A 23,720-nucleotide genomic window follows, 5' to 3' on the forward strand; every position below is an offset into this window, starting at 1 on the left:
TACACGGGCGGGGCGGGGAGCCGGGGAGGTGCCGGAAATCGGTCAGTCTTCGGGGCTCGGGGAACGGAGATCACGTTCTCCGATATCGGCGCCGCCCAGGGGGGCCGCCGTCGGGCCATGCGTGGGCTCATGATCCCGGCGTGCCAGTTCGGGGTGGTGCAGGTCCAGGGCCGGGCGCTCCGAACGGATGCGGGGAAGGGAGGTGAAGTTGTGCCGCGGCGGCGGGCAGGACGTGGCCCACTCCAGGGAGGCCCCGAAGCCCCACGGATCATCGACTTCCACTTTCTCCGCGCTGCGCCAGGTGATGTAGATGTTCCAGAAGAACGGGATCAGGGACGCGCCCAGGATGAAGGAAGAGGCGGTTGAGAACTGGTTCATCCAGGCAAAGTTGTCCTCCGGCAGGTAGTCCGCGTAGCGGCGTGGCATGCCTTCGACGCCGAGCCAGTGCTGGATGAGGAAGGTGCCGTGGAAGCCCAGGAAGAGCATCCAGAAGTGGATCTTGCCGAGGCGTTCGTTGAGCATCTTCCCGGTCCACTTCGGCCACCAGAAGTAGAACCCGGCGAACATCGCGAACACCACGGTGCCGAAGACGGTGTAGTGGAAGTGGGCCACCACGAAGTAGGTGTCGGAGACGTGGAAGTTCAGCGGCGGGGAGGCGAGGATGATCCCGGTCAGGCCGCCGAAGAGGAACGTGACGATGAAACCCAGGCTCCAGAGCATGGGGGTTTCGAAGGTCAGGGACCCGCCCCACATGGTGCCGATCCAGTTGAAGAACTTCACGCCGGTAGGCACGGCGATGAGCATCGTCATGAACGCGAAGAACGGCAGCAGCACGGAGCCGGTGACGTACATGTGGTGCGCCCACACGGTCACGGATAATGCGGCGATGGAGATGGTTGCGTAGACGATGCCCTTGTAGCCGAAAATCGGCTTGCGGCTGAAGACGGGGAAGATCTCCGACACGATGCCGAAGAACGGCAGGGCGATGATATATACCTCGGGGTGGCCGAAGAACCAGAACAGGTGCTGCCACAGGATCGGGCCGCCGTTTTCGGGGTCAAAGATGTGGGCTCCGAATTTCCGGTCCGCGCCGAGGGCGAAGAGGGCCGCGGCCAGAGGCGGGAAGGCCATCAGGATCAGGATGGCCGTGATCAGGGTGTTCCAGGTGAAGATCGGCATCCGCCACATCGTCAGGCCGGGAGCGCGCATGCAGATGATGGTGGTGATGAAGTTGACCGCGCCCAGGATCGTGCCGAAACCGGACAGGGCGAGGCCGAAGACCCACAGGTCACCACCAACACCCGGGGTGAAGGTGGTGTTGGACAGCGGAGCGTACGCGAACCAGCCGAACGACGCCGCGCCCTGCGGGGTGATGAATCCTGAGACGGCGATGAGGGAACCGAAGAGGAAGAACCAGAACGCCAGAGCGTTCAGCCGCGGGAACGCTACGTCGGGGGCGCCGATCTGCAGGGGCATCATGACGTTGGCGAACCCGGCGAAGAGGGGGGTGGCGAACATCAGCAGCATGATCGTACCGTGCATGGTGAACAGCTGGTTGTACTGCTCCTTGGTCTGCAGGATCTGCATGCCGGGCTCGAACAGCTCGGCCCGGATCAGCAGCGCCATCACACCGCCGAGGCAAAAGAACGTGAAAGACGCGATCAGGTACATGTACCCGATGGTCTTGTGGTCGGTGGTCGTGATCCAGCTGACGACGATCCGGCCCTTGGACCTGGGAACCACGGCGTCAGGGACCGTGGCGGTGCTGGTGGCTGCTGTCATGACGGGACCTAACGGTGGGAGTATTTGGCGGACGAAGACTGGGCTGGAGAGGCCCGACTGCGGGCGAGAACGACGCAGTCCAGTGCGGGGCGGCGGGACCCGGGAACTGGCCGTGACCGCGTTTCGGCTGATTCAACCTGCAGTCCGGACCGCCGGGCCCAGGCGGCCACCCGGGCTTTGTCAGGCAGCACGGCTGCGGCCCGTGGTCCGAGGGCGCTTTCGCGGGGGTCCGCCGGGTCGTGGCCGATGTACAGGAAGAGCCCGCCGGGGACCAGGCCCGGGGAGATGCGGGCTATGGTGCTCTCAAGGTCCGCGCCGGGCAGGTGAAGGAAGGCGGCCAGGACCAGGTCCAAGCTCCCCGGGGCGGGGGTGTGGGCGGTGACGTCGGTTACTGACCAGGTGATCAGGTCCGTGACGCCCTCGGCGAAGGCGCGTTCGCGTCCGATGGCCAGGGCTTCGGTGGAAAAATCCATGGCGTTCACGTGCCAGCCGCGGCCGGCCAGCCACACCGCGTGGCGGCCGTCCCCGGCTCCAAGGTCCAGCGCCCGTCCGGGGGCCAGCCCATTCAGTTCCGAGCGCACGGACGAGCTGGCCGGGGACCAGCCGTAATCGGCTTCGGCGTGCCAGCGGTTCCAGGCCGCGGCGTCGGCGGGGTAGCCGGGCCGTCCCCTTGCGTGCTTCCATGCCGGCAGCGGCATGCCGTCCACGCTCATGGCCGGCTCCTGCCCGGGCGCAGCGCTCCTGCCCCTGCGGGGCCGTAGCGTGAGTTGTTGCGCCGCCGGAAAGCAGCGATTCCGGCGGGGATGCCGACGATTGGGCCGGTCAATACCGCCGCGGCCAGCCAGGCCGGGTTCGTGGGCCCCGCGAAAAGTGCCGGGAGGCTGAACAGCAGAAGGGCCGTGAGCGCGGAGGCCAGGAGGTATTGCGGCATGCGGTCCGGTTCGGTCTGGGATTCCAGGGGTGCTGTTGGCGGCAAAGGATGCTCCTGATCATTCATGGGTCCGTGGTACTGCGGGGGTGGCTGCCGCGGCCTGGCCATGGACGCGGTTTTGGCCGGTGTCGGATGCCTTGTCCTGTGAGGGATGTTCTGTTGTACGGGCGGCCCTGGCGCGGGCGACGTGGCTGCGGGCGTGTTCCACGGCGGGCGGCAGATCATCGAAGAGGTGTTTGTGGTGGCGCAGGGATTCCACCACACCGACCTTGGTGACCAAGGCTAGGTGGCGTTCCTGGATGCCTTTGATCAGCACGGTGATGCCGCGGCGTTCGAGGGCGTTGACGATGTCGGTGATGACCCGGGCGCCGGTTGCATCCAGGACCTGGAGCTGTGACATGCGGATGATGACGACATCGACGTTTCGGATCGCGCTGACCCGGTCCAGCACGCGTTCGGCCGCGGCGAAAAACAGGGCCCCGTCGAGCCGGAACACCGCGATGTGTTCGTCGCCTTCCTGAATGGGGCCGGGGATCTCTTCGCGGTGCACGCCGCTGGACTTGACCAGGGTGCGCAGGGCGAAGAAGGACGCGACGGCGATGCCGATGGCCACTGCCTCGATCAGGTCGAAGGACACCGTGATCAGGGCTGTGACGAAGAAAACGACCGTGTCGGCACGTGTTGATCCGATGACGCTGCGGAGGGTGCTGAGGGAGACCATGCGGGTGGCGGTGACCATCAGGACACCTGCGAGGGCGGCGAGCGGGATCCGGGAGACCGGGCCGGTGGCCAGGTACACGACGCCCAGCAGCACCAGGGCGTGCGTGATGGCGGCGAGCCGGGTCCGGCCGCCGGAGCGGATGTTCACGGCGGTGCGAGCGATGGCGCCGGTGGCCGGCATGCCGCCGAAGAACCCGGAACAGACGGAGGCAAGGCCCTGGCCAAGGAGTTCACGGTCGGCGTCGTAGGGGCCGGTATCGGAGATCGACGCGGCAACCCGGGCCGAGAGCAGCGACTCGATCGCCGCCAGGGCCGCGATCGTCGCGGCCGGCCCGGCCAGGGCAGTCACGGTCCCCCAGTCGAGGGCGGGGATGACCGGGGCCGGCAGGGTATCGGGCAGGGAACCGATCCGGGCTACCGGAAGGTCCAGTACCTGGGCGGCGATGCTGGCGATGATGATGGCGATCAGCGAGCCGGGGATCTGCGGATGAATCCGGGGTGCGGCGATCATGATGACGGCGACCAGTGCCACCAGTGCCAGCGGGGCCAGGACGGCGGCGGGGGACGCCGTTGTGAGTCCCTGGACGGCAGAGACGGCGGCGTTGCTGCTCGGGCCTGCCTTCACGCCGAACGCCGCGGGGACCTGCTGGAGGAAGATGATCATGGCGATTCCGAGGGTGAATCCTTCGATCACCGGCCAGGGCAGCAGGGTCACGACCCGGCCGAGCTTGAGGACACCGGCAGCGATGACGATGACCCCGGCGAGGACGGCCACCGCGGCAAGGGCCCCGGCGCCGTGTGCGGCGATGACGGGACCCAGGACGACGACCATGGCCCCGGTCGGGCCGGAAACCTGGATGTTGGAACCGCCGAACACGGCGGCAATCACGCCGGCGATCACCGCGGTGATCAGTCCGCTGGCCGCACCGGCCCCGGAGCTGACCCCGAAGGCCAGTGCCAGCGGGAGGGCGACGATGCCGACGGTGACCCCGGCGATGAGGTCCCCTTTCCAGGTGCGCGGCAGCTCCGCGTAATCTTTCCGGCCGGGCAGGAGCGCCCGGGCAGCGGTCAGGGCCCTCATCGTGTGCCGCCTGCCGCCGCCGCGGCAGGAGCCGCTGCCCCCGAGTACTCGAGCTGTTCTCGGGTGGTGTGCAGCATGTCGTTGAGCAGGAGGCGTGCCACGGACAGCAGCTCAGCCACCTGCGGGTACGCCAGCGAGTAGAACATCTGCAGGGCGCGGCGCTCCCCCCTGACCAGGTGGTAGCGGCGCAGCACGGACAGGTGCTGGGACAGGTGCGAGGCCTCCAGGCCCGTGGCGGCGAGAAGATCCGTCACGGACACCTCCGGCGCCTCACACAGGAGCTCCAGCACCCGGATCCGTACCGGATGGGCCAGTCCCTTGAAAAGGTTGGCCTTCACCTCGTATAACGGTGCCCGGAAATCCGAGAATTCTTCCATGCCTGCCTCCCGGCCGATCACCCTAAGTACTTGCTTGACTATTTTATAGTTCTATCATCCAGTGCGGTGACGGCAGAACGGCCCGCGCCATTGAATGACTGTTATATTAGATGATGTATCCATCAAATAGTAAAGCCTTCGCCCGATTCCTTTATCGGTGCGGCCCGCGGCCGTTGCTGATTCTTGTCAGTACTGGCCGAGGCTTCACGAACAATTTCCATGACTTTTCTAGGACCGCCCCGCCCGCTGTCAGGGCGGGGGAAGGAAGAGAACCGTGCACAACACCACATACTCCAGCCTCCTGGACGCCGCCCCCGTTGCCTCCACCCGTCTTCTGGACTGGGTCGGCGAGGTAGCCGCCCTGACCGAACCGGACCGCATCCACTGGATCGACGGATCAGAGGCCGAATACCGTGCGCTTACCGACGGGCTCGTCGCCGCCGGCACGCTGACGCGCCTGGCCGAGGACAAGTTCCCCAACTCCTTTGCCGCCTTCTCCGACCCCAAGGACGTCGCCCGCGTCGAAGAGCGGACTTTCATCTGCTCCGAAGACGAAGGGGGTGCGGGCTTCACCAACAACTGGATGGAACCGGCGCAGATGAAGGACAAGCTGCAGGGGCTCTTTGCCGGCGCCATGCGCGGGCGCACCATGTATGTGATTCCGTTCGTGATGGGCCACCTCGACGCGGAGGACCCCAAATTCGGGGTCGAGATCACCGACAGCGCCTACGTCGTGGCCTCCATGCACATCATGGCCCACACCGGCTCCGATGTCCTGGCCAAAATGGTTGAACTGGACGCGGACTTCGTCCCCGCCCTGCACTCCGTCGGGGCGCCGCTGGAACCAGGCCAGCAGGACGTCAGTTGGCCCTGCAACGACGAGAAATGGATCGTGCACTTCCCGCAGGAGAAGTCCATCTGGTCCTACGGCTCCGGGTACGGAGGCAACGCCCTGCTGGGCAAGAAGTGCTACTCACTGCGCATTGCGTCCGCGATGTCCCGGCAGGAGGGCTGGCTCGCGGAACACATGCTCATCCTCAAACTCACCAGCCCCGAGCAGAAGTCCTACTACATTTCCGCGGCGTTCCCCTCGGCCTGCGGCAAAACCAACCTCGCCCTGCTCCACCCCACCGTGGAGGGGTGGAAGGTGGAAACCCTAGGCGATGACATCGCCTGGATACGTCCGGGCAAGGACGGGGAACTGCGCGCCACCAACCCGGAGGCAGGCCTCTTCGGCGTCGCACCGGGTACCGGATGGCACACGAACCCCAACGCTATGGACGCCATCGCCAAGGGCAACACCATCTTCACCAACGTGGCCCTCACCGACGACGGCGGCGTCTGGTGGGAAGGGATGACCCGGGACATCCCCGAGCACCTGACCGACTGGACCGGCCAGGACTGGACCCCGGCCTCCGGCCGGCCCGCGGCCCATCCCAACTCACGGTTCTGCACGCCCATCAGCCAGGTCGATATCCTGGCCGAAGAATACTACCAACCCCAGGGTGTGCCGCTGTCGGCCATATTCTTCGGTGGCCGCCGGAAGACAACCATCCCCCTGGTCACCGAGTCCAGGGACTGGGCGGGCGGCGTGTTCATGGGATCAACACTGTCTTCCGAGACGACAGCGGCAGCCGCCGGTCAGGTCGGGGTCGTCCGCCGCGATCCGATGGCCATGCTTCCCTTCATCGGCTACAACGCCGGGGACTACCTCAACCACTGGCTGGAGACCGGCCGGACGGCCAACCCCGCCCGGCTGCCCCGGATCTTCCTGGTCAACTGGTTCCGCCGCGGCGCCGACGGAAGTTTCCTCTGGCCCGGATTCGGAGACAACTCCCGCGTCCTGAAATGGGCCATCGAAAGGCTCGAGGGGACAGCGGCTGCCATCGAAACCCCCATCGGCTTCGTCCCCGCGCCGGAGTCCCTCGACATCGAAGGCCTCGACGTCACCCCCGGACACCTCAGTGCCGCCCTGGCGGTCGATTCACAGGAATGGGCGCAGGAAATCGACAGCATCGATCAGTGGTACGCCCGGTTCGGCGACTCTTTGCCTCCCGAGCTGCCGGCCGAGCTGCAACATCTCAAGAACCGCTTCGCCGCCCGCCGGGGGACGCCGAGGGTCAGTTCCCGATAGGTGCCAGGTGGTGCCCGGTGCCCGGAACCGTCCGTGCACCGGGCGCCGCCACGGGTTCGCAGATGTCAGAGACCACCATCGGTGTGGGTCATTGGGCCCATGAAATCAAGGAGACCGCATGAACGAGAAGATCAAGGTCGTTGGCTCCATTGTGGAGCTTGACGGCGACGAGATGACCCGCATCATCTGGCAGTTCATCAAGGACCGCCTGATCGTCCCGTATCTGGATGTGGACCTGAAATACTTCGACCTGTCCATCCAGAACCGTGACGCGACCAATGACCAGGTCACGATCGACGCCGCGAACGCCATCAAGGAATACAACGTTGGTGTTAAGTGCGCGACGATCACCCCGGACGAGGCCCGGGTCGAGGAATTCGGCCTGAAGAAGATGTGGCCGTCCCCGAACGGAACCGTCCGCAACATCCTGGGTGGCGTCGTTTTCCGTGAGCCGATCATCATTTCCAACATCCCGCGCCTGGTTCCGGGCTGGAACAAGCCGATCATCATCGGCCGCCATGCCTTCGGCGACCAGTACATGGCGACCAACTTCAAGGTCCCCGGCCCTGGCACGCTGACCATGACCTTCACGCCCGCCGACGGAGGCGAAGAGATCAAGCAGACGGTGGTCACCTACCCCGACGGGGGAGGGGTTGCCATGGGCATGTATAACTTCAACGATTCCATCCGGGATTTCGCCCGCGCCTCCTTCGCCTATGGACTGCAGCGCAACTACCCCGTCTACCTCTCCACCAAGAACACCATCCTGAAGGCCTATGACGGCCAGTTCAAGGATCTATTCCAGGAAGTATTCGACGCCGAGTTCAAGGACCTGTTTGAAGCAGCGGGCCTTAGCTACGAGCACCGCCTGATCGATGACATGGTCGCTTCGGCGATGAAGTGGGAAGGCGGCTACGTCTGGGCCTGCAAGAACTACGATGGTGACGTCCAGTCCGACACCATCGCCCAAGGCTACGGCTCGCTCGGCCTCATGACCTCCGTGCTGATGACCCCGGATGGCAAGACCGTCGAGGCCGAAGCCGCACACGGCACCGTGACGCGCCACTACCGCCAGCACCAGCAGGGCAACGAGACGTCCACCAACCCGATCGCCTCGATCTTCGCGTGGACCCGCGGCATCATGCACCGCGGCAAACTCGACAACACCCCTGCCGTCAAAGAGTTTGCCGTCATCCTTGAAGATGTCGTCATCAAGACGGTCGAAGCCGGCCAGATGACCAAGGACCTGGCTCTCTTGGTGGGACCGGACCAGGCATGGCTCAGCACAGAGGAGTTCCTCGCAGCACTGGACGACAACCTCAAGGCACGCCTGGGCTAGGCAGGCGGTGAAATAGCCGTGCTCGTACTCCGGGTGGTGCCTTACAAGCTGGCGTTCCGCCTCGAGCCGGTGGCACCGCGGGACAGCTCCAGCCGGAACACCCACAGGAGTACATCCTCGCCCGGCACATACCAGTCCTGGGCGGGAGCCCGCCTGAAGCCGAGGGATTCGTAAAGGCTGTGGGCCCGTTCCATAAACGTCGCACTCGTGATGCTGATCGCCGTGATGCTTGGCAGCGACTCGGAATGTTCGATGACCCGGCGGACCACCTGGCGCCCAACTCCGCTGCCTTGGGTGGCAGGATCAACGGCGAGCATCCGGAACTCAAGCTCATTTTCAATCGCGACCTCGCTATACGGCTGCCCTGCGAAGGTAAGTGTCACTGCCGCGACCACCGCGCCGGAGGCGTTGCCGGCCGAAAAACTAGATTCACAGGGTAGCAACCTCCGCTGCAGCCACTCTGGCAACGTACTCCTCCAACCGGGCCAGCGCCGGCTGCGAGGAAGCGTCGCCCACGGCGTCCGCCCGGCTGGCTAATGACCTCAAAAGGCCAAATGCCGCTTAACGTCGTTACATGTAACAATTATTTATGAGCGTAAGAGATCGTGTAGCACGGCACCGAGTTGCCATGCGGGAACGAGGCTTCCGGCAGATTCAGATGTGGGTTCCGGACACCCGTACAGCGGAGTTTAGGCGTGAAGCCTACCGTCAAGCGCTGGCAGTCGCGGCCTCCGACCGCGCTAGCCACGATCAAGATTTCATTGAACAGATTGCGGAAGACTGGCCGGAGTGAACCGCGGCGAGTTGTGGATGGTTTCGGGCGGAACATATGCGCAGAAACCGAGGCCCGCACTCATCATCCAGGACGACCTGTTTGCGGCATCGGAGTCGATAACTCTTCTGCCGCTGACTTCCCACCTGACGGATGCCCCGCTGCTGAGGCTGACAATTCACCCCGGGCAGCTCACCGGCTTGGAACAACTTAGCCAGATCATGGTGGATAAGCTCACCACCGTGCGGCGTGCCAACCTCGGGCAGCGGATAGGCCGAGTAGATTCCAAAACCATGGTTGCCGTTGAGCAGTCCCTAGCCGTCTTTATTGGCCTAGGGCGTTGACCGGTTCAAGCCCTGACGAGCTACAAGGTCTGTCATGTCCGATCGATGTGATTCAGATCTAACATGATTTCCCCCAACACGCAGCAGCGCCCGGCCGAGGAATCCCGGCCGGGCGCCTCGCTGAGGAACTTATCCTCGTGCCATCAGGCCCGGCACACCGTCCTGGATGGCGAAGGAGGCCTTCGTGCTGACGGGAGCACCCGGCGTCGTGACGTAGTCCAGGACCCGGAAGTCCGCGGTGAGCGCGTCCTTGGTGATCTTGGTGTTCACGTAGCCGCGGTTGTCGTTGTAGAACTTCAGGTGCGGGTTCCACGCCATGGTCGGATCCGTGGTGGAGCCGGTGCCGTCACCCGTGGAGGTGATGGACGTGCAAACTAGTTCGGAGCCGACGACGGGGGAGGCGGGGTCCTTGTAGTCCACCTTGAGGTCGTTGGCCCAGTTACGGTGCACGTCGCCGGTGAGGACCACGGCGTTGCGCACGTTCGCGTCCACCCAGCCCTGGGTGATGCGGCGGCGTGAGGCGGCGTAGCCGTCCCACCCGTCCATGGAGACGTCGTCGATCTCCGGTGCCTTGTCCCTGTCCCGCTCGGCGAAGAACACCTGCTGGCCCAGGATGTCCCAACGCTGGGTGGAGTTCTTGAAGCCGTCCAGCAGCCACTTCTCCTGCTCCGCGCCGGTGATGGTCCGGTTCTCCGCGAGGCGCTCGGTGACGTTCTTCTTCCAGCCGTCGCCGGCGAGCTGGTCGTCGCGGTACTGCCGGGTGTCCATCATGTGGAAGTTGGCCAGCTGGCCCCATTGGATGGTGCGGTAAATCTTCATGTCGAACCCGGCCGGCACGGAGGATGCCCGCAGCGGCATGTTCTCGTAATACGCCTGGAACGCGGCGGTGCGGCGCTGCCGGAAACGCTCGGTGGTGTCGTTGAGCTGCGCGGCGTCCTGGTTTTCCGGGACCTCGTCCGCCCAGTTGTTGTCCACCTCGTGGTCATCCCACACCACCAGCCACGGTGCGATCGCGTGCGCGGCCTGCAGATCGGCGTCGGACTTGTACTGCGCGTGCCGCTGCCGGTAGCCGGCCAGGCTGGAGGTCTCCGGGCCCTGGTGATCGCGCGGGTTGCCGCCGCCGATCACGTAGCTGCCTTTCTTGTACTCGTACATGTAGTCACCCAGGTGCAGCACCAGGTCCGGGTGGTCCTGGGCCAGCCGCGAGTAGGCGGTGAAGTAGCCGTGCTCGTACTGCGAGCAGCTGGCGAAGGCCATGGCCAGCGCCGCCGGCGTCTCGTGCGGTGCCGGGCTGGTGAGGGTGCGTCCCACTACGCTGACGTGCTTGCCGGTGCGGAACCGGTAGAAGTACTCACGCCCCGGCCGCAGGCCTTTGAGTTCGACGTGCACGGAGTGGGCGGTTTCGATCCGGGCATGCTCGACGCCGCGGGCTACTACGGTGCGCATGCCGGCGTCTTCAGCCACTTCCCACGCCACGGCGACGTTGCGTGAGGGCATGCCGCCCAGCCCGTCCTCCGCGATCGGGTCCAGCGCCAGCCGGGTCCAGATCACGAAGCCGTCCGGCCACGGCTCGCCGGAGGCGATGCCCAGCAGGAACGGATCGGTGCGGAGGCCGGCGTCGTCCGCTGTGGAGGTGGCGATGGCGGCACCCGGCCAAGCGGCGACGAGCCCGGCCCCGAGGCCGGCGGAAAGGAGGGATCTGCGTGAAATATTGTCCATGGGATTGACCGTATTGCGGCCGGTTGGACAGGTTGTGAGAGCGGCGTGAATGGGTGGTTAACTGCGTGACAAGAGCTGTCGATTTGGTGGAGTTTCTACCTGCGGGAGTTCAGCGTGTCGAACTGCTCCTGCCAGAGGGCCAACTCCTGGTCCACGTAGCGGCGGTACGCCGGGGTCCACTTGGGCCAGATGTCGGACGAGGCCAAGGCCGGTGCTGGGGCGGGTGCCGGTCGCGGTGCCCGGTCTCGAACCGCGGGTGCTGTCCGCAGCGGAGCCCGGGCCAGGACGGGGCGTTGGACCCGGGCTGGGTCCCGTCTGGCGCTGGTAACTTTCTTCTGTCTTGGCCGCTCTATGAGATTCAGGATCCCGAGCGCCAGCTGGCACACGGCCCAAGCAATGCCGCTTAGGACCAGAACGGCAAAAAGGAAGGCAATCCAAAGCAGGAGTCCGATGGCTGGGAAGACCAACATGGTCCATTTTACCTTCCAGCCCCTCGATTGGATCAGGTCAATTCTGTACTTGATTCGGCAGGCTCAACCTCCAAAATCCGGCAGGTCTGCAGCGAATCAAGTCGGTTGGCCAGCGGCTGCCTCATCCCGGCCAGGTACGCGGCCGTTCCGTGCCGGCGGCCCCTGTCATTCGCTTGCTGGCGCGGGTACGCTGAGCGCACTTGGTTACCGACGTAATGCCGGGGCCCGTTAACACGCGCGTTCGCCTGGGGAGGCAGCAGTCATGGGGATGAACATCAAGGACCAATGGGACCAACTCGATCACACCACCCAGCAGTGGCTCATCGACAACCCGGGGTGCCTGATCCTGCCAAGGACTATCACGGCGATCATCTGCAAGGAGACTGGCGGGACGGACGTGGGTGACCGGCATGGCGAGAGCGAACTGTCCCAGGAAGACCGCGACTTCATCCAGGCCAAGGCGCACGAGGCCCGGACCGCTCCGCCGGAATACCGGTTTTTTGACTCCGTCCAACCGTGAACAGCAGGCACTCAGCACCATCCAGTGCACCGCAATTCGCTGAAGATCCCGCCGAAGCCGTCAACGTGGCTTGTTGAAGCCTGAACCGCATGGTTGGATGAGGATTGGTGACGGCACAGTGTCACCAATTTTTTTGACGGACCATTTGCGACGCAGCGCGCGTTCGATTGGTCCGGAACCGTCCAGCAGCAGGCGGTTTCCGCAGGCCCTTACCGAGGGCTGTTGGGCGGGGTGCTCCCCGTCTGCAAAGGGGAACACCATGGCTGGTCGTTTTGAGTTATTCGTTGATGCGCAATCGCAGTTCAGGTTCCGGCTCCTCGACGGCAGGGGATTGGTATTGGCCGTGTCGTCCGGTTTCGATGACAAGTTAGCAGCCGTCGCCGGAATCGATGCCGTACGGGAATGTGCGGGCACGGGCCTGGTCGCCGACCTCTCGGACCAGACCCCCGGCAGGACACGGACGCCGCACACACCGCGGACTCGACAGCCAAGGACCATGGATCGGCCCCGGATCCAGGACAAGCTCGGGACGGGATGATCTTCTGTGCATCGGCCCCAGGCTTCTGGGGTGCTCGCGGGACGCGGCCGCAATTTGATCGCGCGATCCATGCCCTCAAGACCGCTCGGCCTCAGCTGATCTTGCGACGGTAGATGGCGATCGCGAAGCCGTAGCCGACGGCCAGAATGCCGGCGAGCCAGGCGAGGGCGATCCAGATGTCACTGCCCACCGGCTGCTGGGCAAACAGTGCCCGGATGGTGTTCACGATGGAGGTTACGGGCTGGTTCTCGGCGAACCATGCCACCGGGCCGGGCATCGAGTCGGTGGGCGCGAACGCCGAGCTGATGAACGGCAGGAAGATTAGCGGGTAGCTGAACGCGCTCGCGCCGTCGACGGTCTTCGCGGAGAGCCCGGCGATCACGGCGATCCAGGTCAGCGCGAGGGTGAACAGGACCAGGACACCGGCCACCGCGAGCCAGGCTCCCACGGATGCTCCGGTGCGGAAACCCATGATCAGGGCGACGCCGATGACCAACGCGACCGAGACCAGGTTCGCGGCCAGGGAGGTGAGCACGTGCGCCCAGAGCACGCTGGACCGCGCGATGGGCATGGACTGGAAGCGTTCGAAGATGCCGCCCTGCATGTCCAGGAACAGCCGGTACGCGGTGTACGCAATGCCGGACGCGATGGTGATGAGCAGGATGCCGGGGAGCATGTAGTTGACGTACGACTCGTCGGATCCGGTGTTGATCGCGCCGCCGAAAACGTACACGAAGAGCAGCATCAGCGCGATCGGGGTGACCGCGGTGGTGATGATCGTGTCGGGGCTGCGGAGGATGTGGCGCAGCGAGCGGGCGGTGAGGACGCCGGTGTCGCCGAGGACGTGGGTGGTGGTCATCGGATTTCCTTTCCTGCCGGGAACGTGCCGGGGGTGCGGCTCTGGTCGGCGATATCGGTCTCTCCGGTGTCACCGACGAGGGCGAGGAAGACGTCCTCGAGGGAGGGCTGTTTCTCGATGTACTCGACTTTGGCGGGCGGGAGGAGTTGCTTGAGTTCGGCGAGGGTGCCGTTCTGGATGATGGTGCCCTTGTGCAGGATCGCGATCCGGTCGGCGAGCTGTTCGGCCTCGTCGAGGTACTGCGTGGTCAGCAGCACCGTGGTGCCCTGACTGGCAAGTTGCTTGATGGTCTGCCACACCTCGATGCGCGCCTGGGGGTCGAGTCCAGTGGTGGGTTCGTCGAGGAAGATGATCGGCGGGTTCCCGATCAGGCTCATCGAGATGTCGAGCCGGCGGCGCATGCCGCCCGAGTACGTCGCCGCCTTGCGGTTTCCTGCCTCGGTGAGCGCGAAGCGGGCGAGCAGGCCGTCCGCGATCGCGCCCGGGTTCTTCAGGTGCCGCAGCTTGGCGATCAGCACGAGGTTCTCCCGGCCGGTGAGCACTTCATCAACCGCGGCGAACTGGCCGGTCAGGCTGATGGACTCGCGCACGTCGCCGGGCGTCGCGCCGACGTCGAACCCGTTGACCGTTGCGGTGCCGGCGTCGGCCTTCAGCAGCGTCGACAGGATCCGCACCAGCGTGGTCTTGCCCGCACCGTTCGAGCCGAGCAGCGCGAAGATGCTCCCCGCCCTCACATCAAAGTCGACGCCCCGCAGCACGTGCAGGTCCTTGAACGACTTCTCGATGCCCTGCACCCGGATGGCGGGTCCAAGGGCCTGGTTGGTGGTCATGCGTCATTTCCCCTCTCGGGTGTCGTCGGCGGCGGCATCGATCGCCTTCGTGAGGCGCTCGCGCTCCTTGTCGATCCACTGCCTGCCGGAGTATGCCTGCGCGAAGGTCTCGGCGAACTCCACCGGATCGTCGCCGACGATCGCGCGCACCGGCGTCCCATCGATGGCGGCCCGCTCCCAGAGGTCTGCCAGGTCGCCGAACATCGTCATGAGCGTGTCGCCGTCGGTGATGCCCCCGAAGTACATGAAGTACCGGTGCATGGCCTTCGCCGCGGTTGCGTACGGCGCGGGGAGTGCCTCAATGCGGGCTTTGTCCTTCTTGTACTGTTTCTTCTGCTCGAGCGAGCCGGTGAGGGTCTCGATCCACTTTGCGGCCATGGTTACTCTCCTTCGTCCTGCGTGCTTTTGATGTTGTGGCGGAGGTGTTCGATCCGTTCTGCGAGGAAACTCCATGTCCTCCAGAATTCTTCGAGGTACTCGCCGCCCAGCGCGTTCAGCGAGTAGACCTTGCGCGGCGGCCCCTTCTCTGACGGGACCTTCTCGACGTCGACGAGGCCGCGCTGTTCGATCCTGACAAGCAGGGCGTAAACGGTGCCCTCGGCGATGTCGGAGAAGCCCTGGTCGCGCAACTTGGCGGTGATCTCATAGCCGTACTCCGGCCGCGCGGCCAGGATCGCGAGGACGATGCCCTCGAGCGTGCCCTTGAGCATCTCGGTGGTCTGATTGCCCATGGAACTCTTCTCCCTCGACTACTCAGTGTTACTGACTACCACTAAATAGTAACACTAAGTAGTCACGGCGCAAGGGGAGTAAAATGGAGGCGGATACCGCCGCCGTCGGGCGTTTCAGCGAACGACGGCGGGAGGCAGGTCCCGTGGGTGACCGGTCCCAGTTCCGCGCCGTACGCTTAGCCGTAACCCGACTCTCCGAACCTCGACGCGTCCGAACGGATCCGCATGGCAGAGCTCAACGTCCGGGAGCGGAGCTCCGTCCAGCTGCCCATCACCGATGCCGCAAGCCTTACCGCGGAACAGGTGCTGGAACGCCTGGCCTCACGCCCCGAGGGCTTGGCCGACCAGGAAGCCGCCGCGCGCCTCGCGGACCTGGGTCCCAACGCCGTCCGCACCCACCGGGCCAACGGCTGGGCGGTCCTGGGCCGGCAGTTCTGCAGCCCCATCCTCATCCTGCTGATCATTACGGCCGGGCTGTCCCTGTTCCTGGGCGATGCCACCAACTCGGCGGTGATCGGCGTGATCCTGCTGGTCAGCGTGGGGCTCGGCTTCGCCAACGAATTCCGGGCGGAACGCGCCTCCGAAGCCCTGCATTCCCGCGTCACCCACCGCGCCGTGGTAGTCCGCGGCGGAACCACCCGCGACGTGGACGTCACCGCCCTGGTCCCCGGCGACGTCGTCCACCTCTCCCTGGGCGCCATCATCCCCGCCGACCTCCGGCTCCTGGACACCCATAACCTCCTCTGCGACGAAAGCATCCTCACGGGGGAGTCGATGCCCGCCGCCAAGGACCGCGCGCCGGTCCCGGCCGACTCGGCCCTGGGCGACCTCGCCTCGTGCGTGTTTATGGGCACCGTCATCCAGTCCGGCGGCTGCACCGGCGTGGTGGTGGCCACCGGCGGGCGCGCTGAATTCGGTCGGATCGCGCTGGGGCTGGGCGAACGGCAGCCGCAGACCGAATTCCAGCTCGGGCTCAAACGGTTCAGCTTCCTGCTTCTGCAGGTGGCCATCTGGCTCACCTCGCTGATCTTCATCGCCAACCTGCTGCTGCAGCGCCCGCTCATCGAATCCCTGCTGTTCTCGCTGGCTATCGCGGTGGGCATCACGCCGCAGCTGCTCCCCGCGGTGGTCAGCACCAGCCTCGCCACCGGAACCCGCCAGCTGGCCAAACGGAAGGTGCTGGTCAAACGGCTCGTATGCATCGAGGACCTGGGGGACATGGACATCCTGGTCACCGACAAAACCGGAACCCTGACCGAGGGGCGGATCAGCTTCACCGGCACGCTTCCGGTCACCCCTGACACGTCCGACGGCGGCCTGCTCACCTTGGGACTGCTGGCCACCGAGGCCGACTATGCGGAGGCCAAGCTCTCCTCTGCCGGGCAGAACCCGCTGGACGCCGCCCTCTGGGACAGCCCCGGCGCGGCCACCTTCGACCCGGCCCGCTACGAGCGCCTGGACCTGATTGGCTTCGACCACCAGCGCCGCCGCACCACCGTGCTGGTGCGGGAGGGCGGCGGCCCGGCGCGGCTGGTCACCAAGGGCGCCCCGGAGGACGTGCTGGCACTCTGCGGGGCCACCCCGCCTGCCGTACAGGCGATGCTGGATGAACAGTTCGACGCCGGCTCCCGGGTGGTGGCGGTGGCCACCCGTTCCGCTGCGGGGCTGGGCAAGCTCGTCCCCGCCGACGAGCGCGGCCTCGATTTGGCGGGCTTCCTGATCTTCCTGGACCGGCCCAAAGCCAACGCCAAAGCATCCCTGGACCAGCTGGCAGCCCTGGGCATCGCCGTGAAAATCGCCACCGGGGACAACGCCAAAGTCGCCGAAAAAGTCTGCGCCGACCTCGGCGTGCTGTCCGGCGGGACCCTGACAGGCGCAGACATCGAGAACCTGTCCGACGCCGAACTCGCCGCCTCCGCCCGGACCGCCACCATCTTTGCCCGGGTCTCGCCGGAGCAGAAGGCGCGGATCATCGCCCTGCTGCGCCAAAGCGGCGGATCGGTGGGCTTTATGGGCGACGGCGTCAACGACGCCCTGGCACTGCACAAGGCGGACATCGGCATCTCCGTGGACAGTGCCACCGACGTCGCCAAGGACGCCGCCGACGTCGTACTCCTGGACAAGGACCTGGGGGTCCTCGCCGAGGGTGTGATGGAAGGCCGCCGGATCTTCGCGAACACCATCAAATACGTGCTGATGGGCACGTCCAGCAACTTCGGCAACATGTTCAGCGCGGCCACGGCGTCAGTGGTGCTGAGCTTCCTGCCGATGCTGCCCGGCCAGATCCTGCTCAACAACCTGCTGTACGACTCCGGTCAGCTGGCCATCCCGGGCGACCGCGTGGACAAGGAACAGCTGCGGGCGCCGTCGCACTGGAACATCGCCTTCATCCGGCGCTTTATGTTCCTCTTTGGGCCCATCAGCTCGCTCTTCGACTTCGCCACCTTCGCCCTGATGCTGGTGGCCTTCCATGCTGTGCCGGGGGAGTTCCGGGCCGGATGGTTCATCGAATCCATCGCCACCCAGACCCTCATTATTTTCGCCATCCGGACCCGGCGCGTGCCGTTCCTGCGCAGCCGGCCCTCGGCCGGTCTGATCGTGGCCTCGCTCGGGGTGGTGGCGCTGGGCATCTTCCTGCCGCTCTCACCGCTGGCCGGGGTGCTGGGCTTCGACCCGCTCCCGGTCCCGTTCTTCCTGGCCCTGCTGGGCATGATCGTGGTGTACCTGGTCCTGGTGGAATTCGCCAAGGCCTGGTTCTTCTCCCGCGATGCCCAGCAGCTTCCCGCCGGACCGGTGCCGGTCCGCCGTCGTCCGGAAAACCACCACATCGCTCGCCGCGCGTTTCGCTTCAGCGCACCGGTGCCCGTGGCCGCGCCGCGGCACCGGCGCCGCATGCTGCCGTGACCGCCATCGACGGGCTCGGTTTCGACAGGCCCGGTTTCGACAGGTGTGCTGCTAGACAGGAGGCTCAGGCAGAAGGTTGGCTGCGAGCGTCCGGGCGATGAAGCGGCCATAGCGCTGGGCGCTCCAGCCGCGCTTGAGGACAAGGTTCTCGTAAAGCTCAGCCGAGGTGCACGTGAACATGACGTCCGCTACCTCCTCCTCTGTCAGGTCCGCCCTCAGGAATCCCCTGCCGAGGACCTGCCGGGCGTTGTGCAGCATCCGGCCGTACCGCGCGTCGTCGACGTCGAGCAGGAGTGCGGCCATGTCCGGATCCCCGCTGGCGGCGGCGTCCCGAATCAGTAGGAAGACCGGGGAGCCGAGTGGACTGACTTCGGTGATGAACCGGCCGAACTGCTCCATGAGTTCACGGGGGTCGGTGACTGTGGTTTGCGCGCGGTCCGACCGATCTTCAGCCGGGGGGCCGCCGGCACCGAGCAGGCTTTGCTCGTAGATCGCCTGGACGATCCCCGGCTTTCCGCCGAAGCCCTTGTATACGGACTCCTTCGATACGCCTGCAGCCCGGGCGATCGCGGCAATGGTGGTCCGGCCATATCCACCCGTCAGGAACAATTCGCGCGACTGCGCGAGCACCCGCTTCCTCGCCTCCTCGGCTGCCTCCTGGCGACGCCGGGCGTCGTAGGCGCGAGGACGGGGAACCTGGCGATGCGATTCGTTGACCACGGGACCCACCGGGTTTAGACTCCTTGTACCAGTTAATTACAGCCGACTGTATCAAATTCAGCATACCAGCGTCCCCGTCCACCCGCGACGGATAAATAAAGGAGCAAATCATGGACGCTTCAGGAATTGATCGCCTTCCCGAGGGCCCGGTGCGGCGCATGATGGCCGCCGCGAACCGCCACGACCTCGAGGCGATGGTGTCCGAGTTCGCCGAGGACTACCAGAACACCACCCCAGCCCACCCTGCCCGCAGTTTCACCGGCTCAGCCCAGGTGCGTAAGAACTGGGCCGCGCTCTTCGCCGGGCTGCCGGACCTGAGCCTCACCGTGCACGATGCGACGACCGGACCCGGCAACACGGTCTGGATGGAATGGGGCAACCGGGGCACCCGGCCGGATGGCTCGGTGACGCAGTCCGCCGGGGTGGCCATCTTCACTCTCCGTGATGACAGGATCGCCGCGGCGCACTTCTATCTCGAACCGGTGGAGCACGAGTCCGGGGACGTAAACGCCGCGGTGGTTATGGCCGTCCGTGGGGCAGCCCGAAGCGGTGACGGGTCATGATCCTGGTGGTGGGCGGAACGGGCCGGCTTGGCCGCGCTCTGGTTCCGCTGCTCGTGGAAGCCGGGCATCAGGTCCGTGTTATGGCACGCGGCGCTTCCCAGCCTTTCCCCGACGCGGCGAGCACCGGCGTCGAGCTCGTTCGCGGGGACCTCGGCTCCGAGGCGGACTGCCGGGAGGCGGCGGCAGGCTGCACAGCGGTGGTGTTCGCGGCCTCCGGCTTCGGCATCAAGGACTCCGATCCACGCACCGTTGACCGCGACGGAGCCATCCGGCTGGTGCACGCGGCGGCCGCTGCCGGAGTGGAGCACATGGTCATGATGTCTATGCACGGTGCCGCCTCCGACGGATCCATCGACTTCCTGCGCTGCAAGGCCGCGGCCGAGGAATCCGTCCGCACGTCCGGCATGGCCTGGACAGTCATCAGGATAGGATCGCTCCTTGAGCAGCGACTCGAGACCATGACCGCCCCGCTCGCGTCCAAGGGCAAGGTGCTGGTGTTCGGTTCCGGGACTGCCCCGGTCACCTTCACATCTGTCAGGGACGCAGCCGCCCTTGTGAACCGTGCGCTCACGGACCCGGCGCTGCGGAACCGAGCCATCGACTGGGGTTCGCAGACACTCACAGCCAATGAGCTTGCCGAGGCTCTGCTCACCCGGGCCGGCCACGGGTCCGTTCAGCGGATCCCGGCCGCCGCCGAGCGCGTCCTGTCCGTCGCAGCGAGGCCCTTCTCACCTTTCCTCGCCCGAGTAGCGGGGGCCGGGATCTGGGAGGATTCGGGAGCTGCCGGCTTCGAATGGGCGCCAACGCGCGCGGAGTTCCCTGACATTCCCATCACGGGCCTGCGGGAGGTCCTCGAAACCGCGGTCCAGGGAGGGTAGCGGCCGGGATTGAAGGTGCCATCTGGCCGTTGGTACTTTATCTGCGGCGGGGCGTCGCTTTAGTTCGTGGCTCTAGTTCTTGAAGGTCTCGTACCGGGCTTTGCCACCGTGCTTGGCCCGGTACATGGCCGAATCGGCCTGACGTAGCAGCTCCGTCACGTCCGCCGTGTCCGCGGTCCGCTGGGCGACGCCCATGCTCAGCGACACCTGCAGCGACCGGTCACCAATCAGGAACGGCTCGCTGAGGGCCTCATAGATCCGCTCGGCGACGGCCCCCGTGGCCGGAGTCCCGTCGTCGTTATCCAAAACCACGACGGCGAACTCGTCGCCGCCCAGCCGCGCCACCAGGTCGTGGCTGCGGACGCTGGCCCGCAGCCGCTCGGCCAACTGGGCCAGCAGCGCGTCGCCGCCCTCGTGGCCGAGGGAATCGTTGACGTCCTTGAAATCGTCGATGTCAATAAACAGGAGTCCCTCGTGCCGGGTCCGGCGATCGCTGTCCGGTTCGAAGGATGCCAGCAGGCGCTCGGCCAGGGCCGCGCGGTTCGCGAGCCCGGTGAGGTCATCGTGTGTTGCCCGGTAGGTCAGGGCTTTGTGGCTGTCCTGGAGCGCGGCGGCCATCCCGTTGAACGCCACCGCCACCTCGCCCAGCTCGTCGCGCCGGGCCACGTCCAGGCGGTGGCTGAAATCGCCGGACTGCAGCTTGAGGACGCCTCGGCGCAGGCTGTTGACGGGCCGCATCAGGTCCTTGACCATCCGGCGGCGGAAGTACAGGGTGGCGCCGATGGCCACAACGAACAGCCCGAACCGGCCAATCACCAGAAGCCCTTCAAGTTCGCGCGTGTCCACGAGCCCCCTGTTCAGCGTCTGGAGGGAGGACTGCTGGACAGCGGCCAATTGCGCCCGCACGGTGGAGTTTGCGGCCGCGAAGGCAGCGGCGGCAGCTACATTGCTCCCGGTAGGGTTCAGTGCCTGGTCACCCCAGAGACCGGCCTGCTCAAGTCCGGCCTGCCAGTCCTGCTGCGCCGCGGACAGGGCCTCGGGCCGGCCTTCGTCCGCAACCGGGACGGCGGCGGCCGCACGGAAGAGCGCTTCAAGGTCCTGCTGCTCCAGGACAAACGCCTCCCTGTTCACGGGCCCCGCCGCCAGCAACTGGTGCCCCAGCTGCTCATGTGTCTCAAGGGCGGCGGCCAGGTGCGCGACGCTGCCGTACTCGGCCTGCAGCCGGCCGTTCGCAGCTTCCATCTCGTTCACCACGAACCGGACTCCGACGACGGTGACTGCCGCGCCGACGAACAGGGCCAGGAGCATCAGCGTGAACGCCCCGGACCATTCACGCTGCAGGCTAAAGGAGCGCGGCGTGATGGTGGCTCTTTTCATGGGCGTCCTCGGACCAGGGTGATGTTATGCCTAAATTACACGGCACATCGCCATAGGATTTCCATATGACACCCAATCGAGGTCTCGCACTCTTCAGGTTCTGGTTCGCCCTGCTCGGATTCCTGGCCATATTTTTCCAGCTGACACACTTGCTCCAGAACGTTCCCGGCGCGTCTGCGGCGAACTTCTTCAGCTACTTCACCATCGAATCAAACATCATCGCCGTCATCAGCCTGGCTATCTCCGGCTGGTACGCCTGGAACGGCGAAAGCCCCCGCTGGCTTGAACTGCTGCGCGGTGCTGCCACCATTTACATGACCATCACGGGGATCGTCTACAACCTCCTGCTGAGCAACATCGACGTCAACACGCCCATCCCGTGGATCAACGTGGTCCTGCACTACACCATCCCGACCATCATGGTGATCGACTGGCTTGTTGACCTGCCCAGAACCAGGGTCCCCGTCCGGACCTCGCTGATCTGGCTCGGGTTCCCCCTGCTTTACCTGGTCTACAGCCTGATCCGCGGTCCCATCGTCGACTGGTACCCCTACCCGTTCCTGGACCCTAGGGTCAGCGGCTACGGAGCCGTCGCCGTCATGGCGCTGGCCATCGCGGTGGCAGCCTTCCTCTTCGCCCTCGTGGCGGCGTTCTCCACGCGGCTGCACATCGCCCCGACACCTGTGGCCGTCACCTCCGGTGCCACCGAGCGCCACTGAATCGAGCGGCCGTTCCGCACCTGCTGGTTAGGGCAAGCTCAACCACCGGGGGAGAGGACGTTCAGGCCGGCCTCGACGGCGGCGGCCAGCAGCTTGGCGTCATACGCCACCATAATGTCGCACTGCAGCCGGATGGCTGCGGCCAGATGAATGGCGTCGGCGCTCCGGAGCTTTGCCGGGCAGGGCTGCCGCGTACATAAGGTCCGGGCGGGCAAGATCGACCAGGTTGATGGCCGCCAATACCGTATTGACGGGCTCGCCGGGAAAACCGCGGCGATGGGCCGCGCAATGAAGTTCCGTATATAGCAGCATCGACGCCACCAACTTGTGGCTCTCGGCAGCGGCTGCTGACAGGTATCGGGCGGCTGCGGACGACTCTGGCTCTTCAACCACCAGCTTGAGGCCAGCCGATGGACTGCTGCGCCGGAGGTTAAGGCTCAACCCCGGTGGGTTTCGACAGGCTCAACGGCCATGCTGGCCTCTGCCCGTTCCCAGTGCCGCCGGAGCAATTCAGCCAGCCGTTCGGGCTCGACCCGGTGTGGTGGGTCAAAGTGGTGCCGCTTGGGGAACACTTCCAGATGAAAGTCCGGGAAGAAGACCCGTGACAGTCGGGTGGCAATGTCGCCGTAGTCGTCGGGATTGCTCAGGCCGCCGAGGGCGAAGAAGACGGGCGGCCGAAAGACGGCCAAGCACGCTCTCTCCAGGTCATAGTCTTTGAAGGTCCGCAGGAACGCCCTGATACCCGCAGGCCGGTTGGCCATCCAGGAAGGCGGGGGATCTGGCGGCGGCGGAAGGACGACTTCGCGCCTGACTCCCAGCCTCATGAAGGCGGGCATGAACTGCTCCGGCGGGAGTGTTTCCAGTTGCTCGAACTTCGTCCGGTGCTCCGCGTACGCAGGACTCCAGTCCCAGTTCCCGGCCCAAGCGGGCTCCAGCAGCGCCAGGCTCAACAGCCTGCCGGGGTGCTTGGCGGCAAACGCCAGCGCCGCCGCGCCACCGCCCGAATAGCCTGCTAAGTGGAACGTCTCCCATTCCCGGGAATCGGCCTCGCGCAGCACGCCGCCGATCTCTGTGTCCAGACTCCAGTCCGCCGGCGGTTCTTCGCCTGCGTAGAGCTCGAGGTCCTTGGCGATTGCGTGGACATCCGGCCCGAGGGCGGCGATGAGTTCGCCGAAGGCGGCCTGGGCGGGGAGTACGGCACCCGGCAGGAGAATGGCCCGAATTGGTCCCATAAGAAGAACGCTACGCCTGGGCTTCGCGAGGCTCAATGGCCCCTTTCAGTGGCCGGTGGTAAATGGTTCGGAAAATCTCCTGTAGAGTTGATCCTGTTGTTGTGTTTATGCAGTTGGTAGTTCAGGCAGTACGCGCGGTCGAAAGTCCGCGTCTTTCTGAAGTAGCGGTTTTGAACACCC

The 23,720-nt window shown here is 65.6% G+C and carries 26 protein-coding genes; 10 read left to right on the forward strand and 16 right to left on the reverse strand.

From position 1 onward, the window contains the following. Nucleotides 1-42: 42 nt before the first annotated feature. Genes ctaD through ACZY0Q_RS11335 form a run of 5 tightly spaced genes read right to left on the reverse strand, consistent with a single transcriptional unit; the run spans nucleotide 43 to nucleotide 4,891 of the window. Entirely contained in the window at nucleotides 43-1,782 is a 1,740-nt protein-coding gene (gene ctaD, locus ACZY0Q_RS11315; RefSeq protein WP_463916862.1) for an aa3-type cytochrome oxidase subunit I, read from the reverse strand. 8 nt (nucleotides 1,783-1,790) lie between these two features. After that, nucleotides 1,791-2,495: an SAM-dependent methyltransferase gene (locus ACZY0Q_RS11320; RefSeq protein WP_463916864.1), complete on the reverse strand. Its 705-nt coding sequence runs from the start codon at nucleotides 2,493-2,495 to the stop codon at nucleotides 1,791-1,793. Next, the gene (locus ACZY0Q_RS11325; protein WP_463916866.1) at nucleotides 2,492-2,779 is read right to left on the reverse strand and encodes a hypothetical protein; all 288 of its coding nucleotides are present in this window, start codon (nucleotides 2,777-2,779) and stop codon (nucleotides 2,492-2,494) included. Before ACZY0Q_RS11325 ends, ACZY0Q_RS11320 begins: the two co-directional genes overlap by 4 nt. Next, nucleotides 2,772-4,514, reverse strand: coding sequence for a SulP family inorganic anion transporter (locus ACZY0Q_RS11330; RefSeq protein WP_463916867.1), 1,743 nt, complete (start codon nucleotides 4,512-4,514; stop codon nucleotides 2,772-2,774). The genes ACZY0Q_RS11325 and ACZY0Q_RS11330 overlap by 8 nt, the downstream gene beginning before the upstream one ends. Continuing rightward, entirely contained in the window at nucleotides 4,511-4,891 is a 381-nt protein-coding gene (locus ACZY0Q_RS11335) for an ArsR/SmtB family transcription factor (RefSeq protein WP_463916868.1), read from the reverse strand. The genes ACZY0Q_RS11330 and ACZY0Q_RS11335 overlap by 4 nt, the downstream gene beginning before the upstream one ends. A 274-nt stretch (nucleotides 4,892-5,165) precedes the next feature. Here ACZY0Q_RS11335 and ACZY0Q_RS11340 point away from each other — a divergent pair, with 274 nt between their 5' ends. After that, nucleotides 5,166-7,025, forward strand: a complete 1,860-nt coding sequence (locus tag ACZY0Q_RS11340) for a phosphoenolpyruvate carboxykinase (GTP) (RefSeq protein WP_463916869.1) — start codon at nucleotides 5,166-5,168, stop codon at nucleotides 7,023-7,025. A 118-nt stretch (nucleotides 7,026-7,143) separates the two neighbouring features. Next, nucleotides 7,144-8,364 (forward strand): NADP-dependent isocitrate dehydrogenase, encoded by a 1,221-nt coding sequence (locus ACZY0Q_RS11345; RefSeq protein WP_463916871.1) that lies wholly within the window; start codon nucleotides 7,144-7,146, stop codon nucleotides 8,362-8,364. Between the two features lie 41 nt (nucleotides 8,365-8,405). On the opposite strand, the gene ACZY0Q_RS11350 is transcribed toward ACZY0Q_RS11345, so the two are convergent. After that, complete coding sequence (locus ACZY0Q_RS11350; RefSeq protein WP_463916873.1) at nucleotides 8,406-8,831, reverse strand: GNAT family N-acetyltransferase; 426 nt, start codon at nucleotides 8,829-8,831, stop codon at nucleotides 8,406-8,408. A gap of 122 nt (nucleotides 8,832-8,953) precedes the next feature. On the opposite strand from ACZY0Q_RS11350, the gene ACZY0Q_RS11355 reads away from it, so the two are divergent. Together ACZY0Q_RS11355 and ACZY0Q_RS11360 are read left to right on the forward strand one after the other, a co-directional pair. After that, nucleotides 8,954-9,157: an antitoxin MazE family protein gene (locus ACZY0Q_RS11355; RefSeq protein WP_463916876.1), complete on the forward strand. Its 204-nt coding sequence runs from the start codon at nucleotides 8,954-8,956 to the stop codon at nucleotides 9,155-9,157. Further along, entirely contained in the window at nucleotides 9,154-9,480 is a 327-nt protein-coding gene (locus tag ACZY0Q_RS11360) for a type II toxin-antitoxin system PemK/MazF family toxin (RefSeq protein WP_463916879.1), read from the forward strand. The genes ACZY0Q_RS11355 and ACZY0Q_RS11360 overlap by 4 nt, the downstream gene beginning before the upstream one ends. Nucleotides 9,481-9,609: 129 nt before the next feature. On the opposite strand, the gene ACZY0Q_RS11365 is transcribed toward ACZY0Q_RS11360, so the two are convergent. Continuing rightward, the gene (locus ACZY0Q_RS11365) at nucleotides 9,610-11,199 is read right to left on the reverse strand and encodes an alkaline phosphatase D family protein (protein ID WP_463916880.1); all 1,590 of its coding nucleotides are present in this window, start codon (nucleotides 11,197-11,199) and stop codon (nucleotides 9,610-9,612) included. A gap of 95 nt (nucleotides 11,200-11,294) precedes the next feature. Next, complete coding sequence (locus ACZY0Q_RS11370; protein ID WP_463916882.1) at nucleotides 11,295-11,669, reverse strand: hypothetical protein; 375 nt, start codon at nucleotides 11,667-11,669, stop codon at nucleotides 11,295-11,297. 262 nt (nucleotides 11,670-11,931) lie between these two features. Between ACZY0Q_RS11370 and ACZY0Q_RS11375 the strand changes: the two genes are divergently transcribed. Both ACZY0Q_RS11375 and ACZY0Q_RS11380 read left to right on the forward strand, forming a co-directional pair. Continuing rightward, the gene (locus ACZY0Q_RS11375; protein ID WP_463916884.1) at nucleotides 11,932-12,189 is read left to right on the forward strand and encodes a hypothetical protein; all 258 of its coding nucleotides are present in this window, start codon (nucleotides 11,932-11,934) and stop codon (nucleotides 12,187-12,189) included. Nucleotides 12,190-12,448: 259 nt separating this feature from the next. After that, on the forward strand, nucleotides 12,449-12,727 hold the full coding sequence (locus tag ACZY0Q_RS11380; protein WP_463916885.1) for a YegP family protein: 279 nt from the start codon (nucleotides 12,449-12,451) through the stop codon (nucleotides 12,725-12,727). A 91-nt stretch (nucleotides 12,728-12,818) separates the two neighbouring features. Here ACZY0Q_RS11380 and ACZY0Q_RS11385 read toward each other — a convergent pair whose 3' ends face one another. The 4 genes from ACZY0Q_RS11385 to ACZY0Q_RS11400 are packed head-to-tail and all read right to left on the reverse strand — an operon-like array spanning nucleotide 12,819 to nucleotide 15,147. Next, entirely contained in the window at nucleotides 12,819-13,586 is a 768-nt protein-coding gene (locus ACZY0Q_RS11385; RefSeq protein ID WP_463916887.1) for an ABC transporter permease, read from the reverse strand. Further along, nucleotides 13,583-14,416: an ABC transporter ATP-binding protein gene (locus ACZY0Q_RS11390; RefSeq protein WP_463916889.1), complete on the reverse strand. Its 834-nt coding sequence runs from the start codon at nucleotides 14,414-14,416 to the stop codon at nucleotides 13,583-13,585. The genes ACZY0Q_RS11385 and ACZY0Q_RS11390 overlap by 4 nt, the downstream gene beginning before the upstream one ends. Nucleotides 14,417-14,419: 3 nt before the next feature. Continuing rightward, on the reverse strand, nucleotides 14,420-14,794 hold the full coding sequence (locus tag ACZY0Q_RS11395; RefSeq protein WP_463916892.1) for a DUF1048 domain-containing protein: 375 nt from the start codon (nucleotides 14,792-14,794) through the stop codon (nucleotides 14,420-14,422). Nucleotides 14,795-14,796: 2 nt separating this feature from the next. Beyond that, entirely contained in the window at nucleotides 14,797-15,147 is a 351-nt protein-coding gene (locus ACZY0Q_RS11400; protein WP_463916894.1) for a PadR family transcriptional regulator, read from the reverse strand. Between the two features lie 225 nt (nucleotides 15,148-15,372). Here ACZY0Q_RS11400 and mgtA point away from each other — a divergent pair, with 225 nt between their 5' ends. Next, nucleotides 15,373-18,051 carry a magnesium-translocating P-type ATPase gene (gene mgtA / locus ACZY0Q_RS11405; RefSeq protein WP_463916896.1) on the forward strand — a complete coding sequence of 893 codons (2,679 nt, stop codon included), beginning with the start codon at nucleotides 15,373-15,375 and terminating at the stop codon, nucleotides 18,049-18,051. A 51-nt stretch (nucleotides 18,052-18,102) separates the two neighbouring features. On the opposite strand, the gene ACZY0Q_RS11410 is transcribed toward mgtA, so the two are convergent. Continuing rightward, nucleotides 18,103-18,780: a TetR/AcrR family transcriptional regulator gene (locus ACZY0Q_RS11410; RefSeq protein ID WP_463916897.1), complete on the reverse strand. Its 678-nt coding sequence runs from the start codon at nucleotides 18,778-18,780 to the stop codon at nucleotides 18,103-18,105. A 101-nt stretch (nucleotides 18,781-18,881) separates the two neighbouring features. Here ACZY0Q_RS11410 and ACZY0Q_RS11415 point away from each other — a divergent pair, with 101 nt between their 5' ends. Both ACZY0Q_RS11415 and ACZY0Q_RS11420 read left to right on the forward strand, forming a co-directional pair. Continuing rightward, nucleotides 18,882-19,334: a nuclear transport factor 2 family protein gene (locus tag ACZY0Q_RS11415; protein ID WP_463916898.1), complete on the forward strand. Its 453-nt coding sequence runs from the start codon at nucleotides 18,882-18,884 to the stop codon at nucleotides 19,332-19,334. Next, on the forward strand, nucleotides 19,331-20,212 hold the full coding sequence (locus ACZY0Q_RS11420; protein ID WP_463916900.1) for an SDR family oxidoreductase: 882 nt from the start codon (nucleotides 19,331-19,333) through the stop codon (nucleotides 20,210-20,212). Before ACZY0Q_RS11415 ends, ACZY0Q_RS11420 begins: the two co-directional genes overlap by 4 nt. A 72-nt stretch (nucleotides 20,213-20,284) precedes the next feature. Here the strand turns inward: ACZY0Q_RS11420 and ACZY0Q_RS11425 are convergent, their stop codons facing one another. Then, nucleotides 20,285-21,589: a diguanylate cyclase domain-containing protein gene (locus ACZY0Q_RS11425; RefSeq protein ID WP_463916902.1), complete on the reverse strand. Its 1,305-nt coding sequence runs from the start codon at nucleotides 21,587-21,589 to the stop codon at nucleotides 20,285-20,287. A 65-nt stretch (nucleotides 21,590-21,654) separates the two neighbouring features. Between ACZY0Q_RS11425 and ACZY0Q_RS11430 the strand changes: the two genes are divergently transcribed. Next, nucleotides 21,655-22,308, forward strand: coding sequence for a Pr6Pr family membrane protein (locus tag ACZY0Q_RS11430; protein WP_463916904.1), 654 nt, complete (start codon nucleotides 21,655-21,657; stop codon nucleotides 22,306-22,308). 38 nt (nucleotides 22,309-22,346) lie between these two features. Here the strand turns inward: ACZY0Q_RS11430 and ACZY0Q_RS11435 are convergent, their stop codons facing one another. After that, on the reverse strand, nucleotides 22,347-22,523 hold the full coding sequence (locus ACZY0Q_RS11435; protein ID WP_463916905.1) for a hypothetical protein: 177 nt from the start codon (nucleotides 22,521-22,523) through the stop codon (nucleotides 22,347-22,349). 222 nt (nucleotides 22,524-22,745) lie between these two features. Further along, nucleotides 22,746-23,540 carry an alpha/beta fold hydrolase gene (locus ACZY0Q_RS11440; RefSeq protein WP_463916907.1) on the reverse strand — a complete coding sequence of 265 codons (795 nt, stop codon included), beginning with the start codon at nucleotides 23,538-23,540 and terminating at the stop codon, nucleotides 22,746-22,748. Nucleotides 23,541-23,720 lie beyond the last annotated feature (180 nt).

The sequence above is a fragment of the Pseudarthrobacter lactosi genome (assembly GCF_055412785.1).

Excerpts from the sequence above, each read along its gene's own strand:
- ACZY0Q_RS11335 (WP_463916868.1), bottom strand. The coding sequence starts at position 4,891 with ATGGAAGAATTCTCGGATTTCCGGGCACCGTTATACGAGGTGAAGGCC.
- ACZY0Q_RS11355 (WP_463916876.1), top strand. The coding sequence starts at position 8,954 with ATGAGCGTAAGAGATCGTGTAGCACGGCACCGAGTTGCCATGCGGGAA.
- ACZY0Q_RS11345 (WP_463916871.1), top strand. The coding sequence starts at position 7,144 with ATGAACGAGAAGATCAAGGTCGTTGGCTCCATTGTGGAGCTTGACGGC.
- ACZY0Q_RS11320 (WP_463916864.1), bottom strand. The coding sequence starts at position 2,495 with ATGAGCGTGGACGGCATGCCGCTGCCGGCATGGAAGCACGCAAGGGGA.
- ACZY0Q_RS11395 (WP_463916892.1), bottom strand. The coding sequence starts at position 14,794 with ATGGCCGCAAAGTGGATCGAGACCCTCACCGGCTCGCTCGAGCAGAAG.
- ACZY0Q_RS11375 (WP_463916884.1), top strand. The coding sequence starts at position 11,932 with ATGGGGATGAACATCAAGGACCAATGGGACCAACTCGATCACACCACC.
- ACZY0Q_RS11430 (WP_463916904.1), top strand. The coding sequence starts at position 21,655 with ATGACACCCAATCGAGGTCTCGCACTCTTCAGGTTCTGGTTCGCCCTG.
- ACZY0Q_RS11365 (WP_463916880.1), bottom strand. The coding sequence starts at position 11,199 with ATGGACAATATTTCACGCAGATCCCTCCTTTCCGCCGGCCTCGGGGCC.
- ACZY0Q_RS11325 (WP_463916866.1), bottom strand. The coding sequence starts at position 2,779 with ATGAATGATCAGGAGCATCCTTTGCCGCCAACAGCACCCCTGGAATCC.
- ACZY0Q_RS11440 (WP_463916907.1), bottom strand. The coding sequence starts at position 23,540 with ATGGGACCAATTCGGGCCATTCTCCTGCCGGGTGCCGTACTCCCCGCC.
- ACZY0Q_RS11420 (WP_463916900.1), top strand. The coding sequence starts at position 19,331 with ATGATCCTGGTGGTGGGCGGAACGGGCCGGCTTGGCCGCGCTCTGGTT.
- ACZY0Q_RS11385 (WP_463916887.1), bottom strand. The coding sequence starts at position 13,586 with ATGACCACCACCCACGTCCTCGGCGACACCGGCGTCCTCACCGCCCGC.
- ctaD (WP_463916862.1), bottom strand. The coding sequence starts at position 1,782 with ATGACAGCAGCCACCAGCACCGCCACGGTCCCTGACGCCGTGGTTCCC.
- ACZY0Q_RS11370 (WP_463916882.1), bottom strand. The coding sequence starts at position 11,669 with ATGTTGGTCTTCCCAGCCATCGGACTCCTGCTTTGGATTGCCTTCCTT.
- ACZY0Q_RS11400 (WP_463916894.1), bottom strand. The coding sequence starts at position 15,147 with ATGGGCAATCAGACCACCGAGATGCTCAAGGGCACGCTCGAGGGCATC.
- mgtA (WP_463916896.1), top strand. The coding sequence starts at position 15,373 with ATGGCAGAGCTCAACGTCCGGGAGCGGAGCTCCGTCCAGCTGCCCATC.
- ACZY0Q_RS11425 (WP_463916902.1), bottom strand. The coding sequence starts at position 21,589 with ATGAAAAGAGCCACCATCACGCCGCGCTCCTTTAGCCTGCAGCGTGAA.
- ACZY0Q_RS11330 (WP_463916867.1), bottom strand. The coding sequence starts at position 4,514 with ATGAGGGCCCTGACCGCTGCCCGGGCGCTCCTGCCCGGCCGGAAAGAT.
- ACZY0Q_RS11415 (WP_463916898.1), top strand. The coding sequence starts at position 18,882 with ATGGACGCTTCAGGAATTGATCGCCTTCCCGAGGGCCCGGTGCGGCGC.
- ACZY0Q_RS11380 (WP_463916885.1), top strand. The coding sequence starts at position 12,449 with ATGGCTGGTCGTTTTGAGTTATTCGTTGATGCGCAATCGCAGTTCAGG.
- ACZY0Q_RS11390 (WP_463916889.1), bottom strand. The coding sequence starts at position 14,416 with ATGACCACCAACCAGGCCCTTGGACCCGCCATCCGGGTGCAGGGCATC.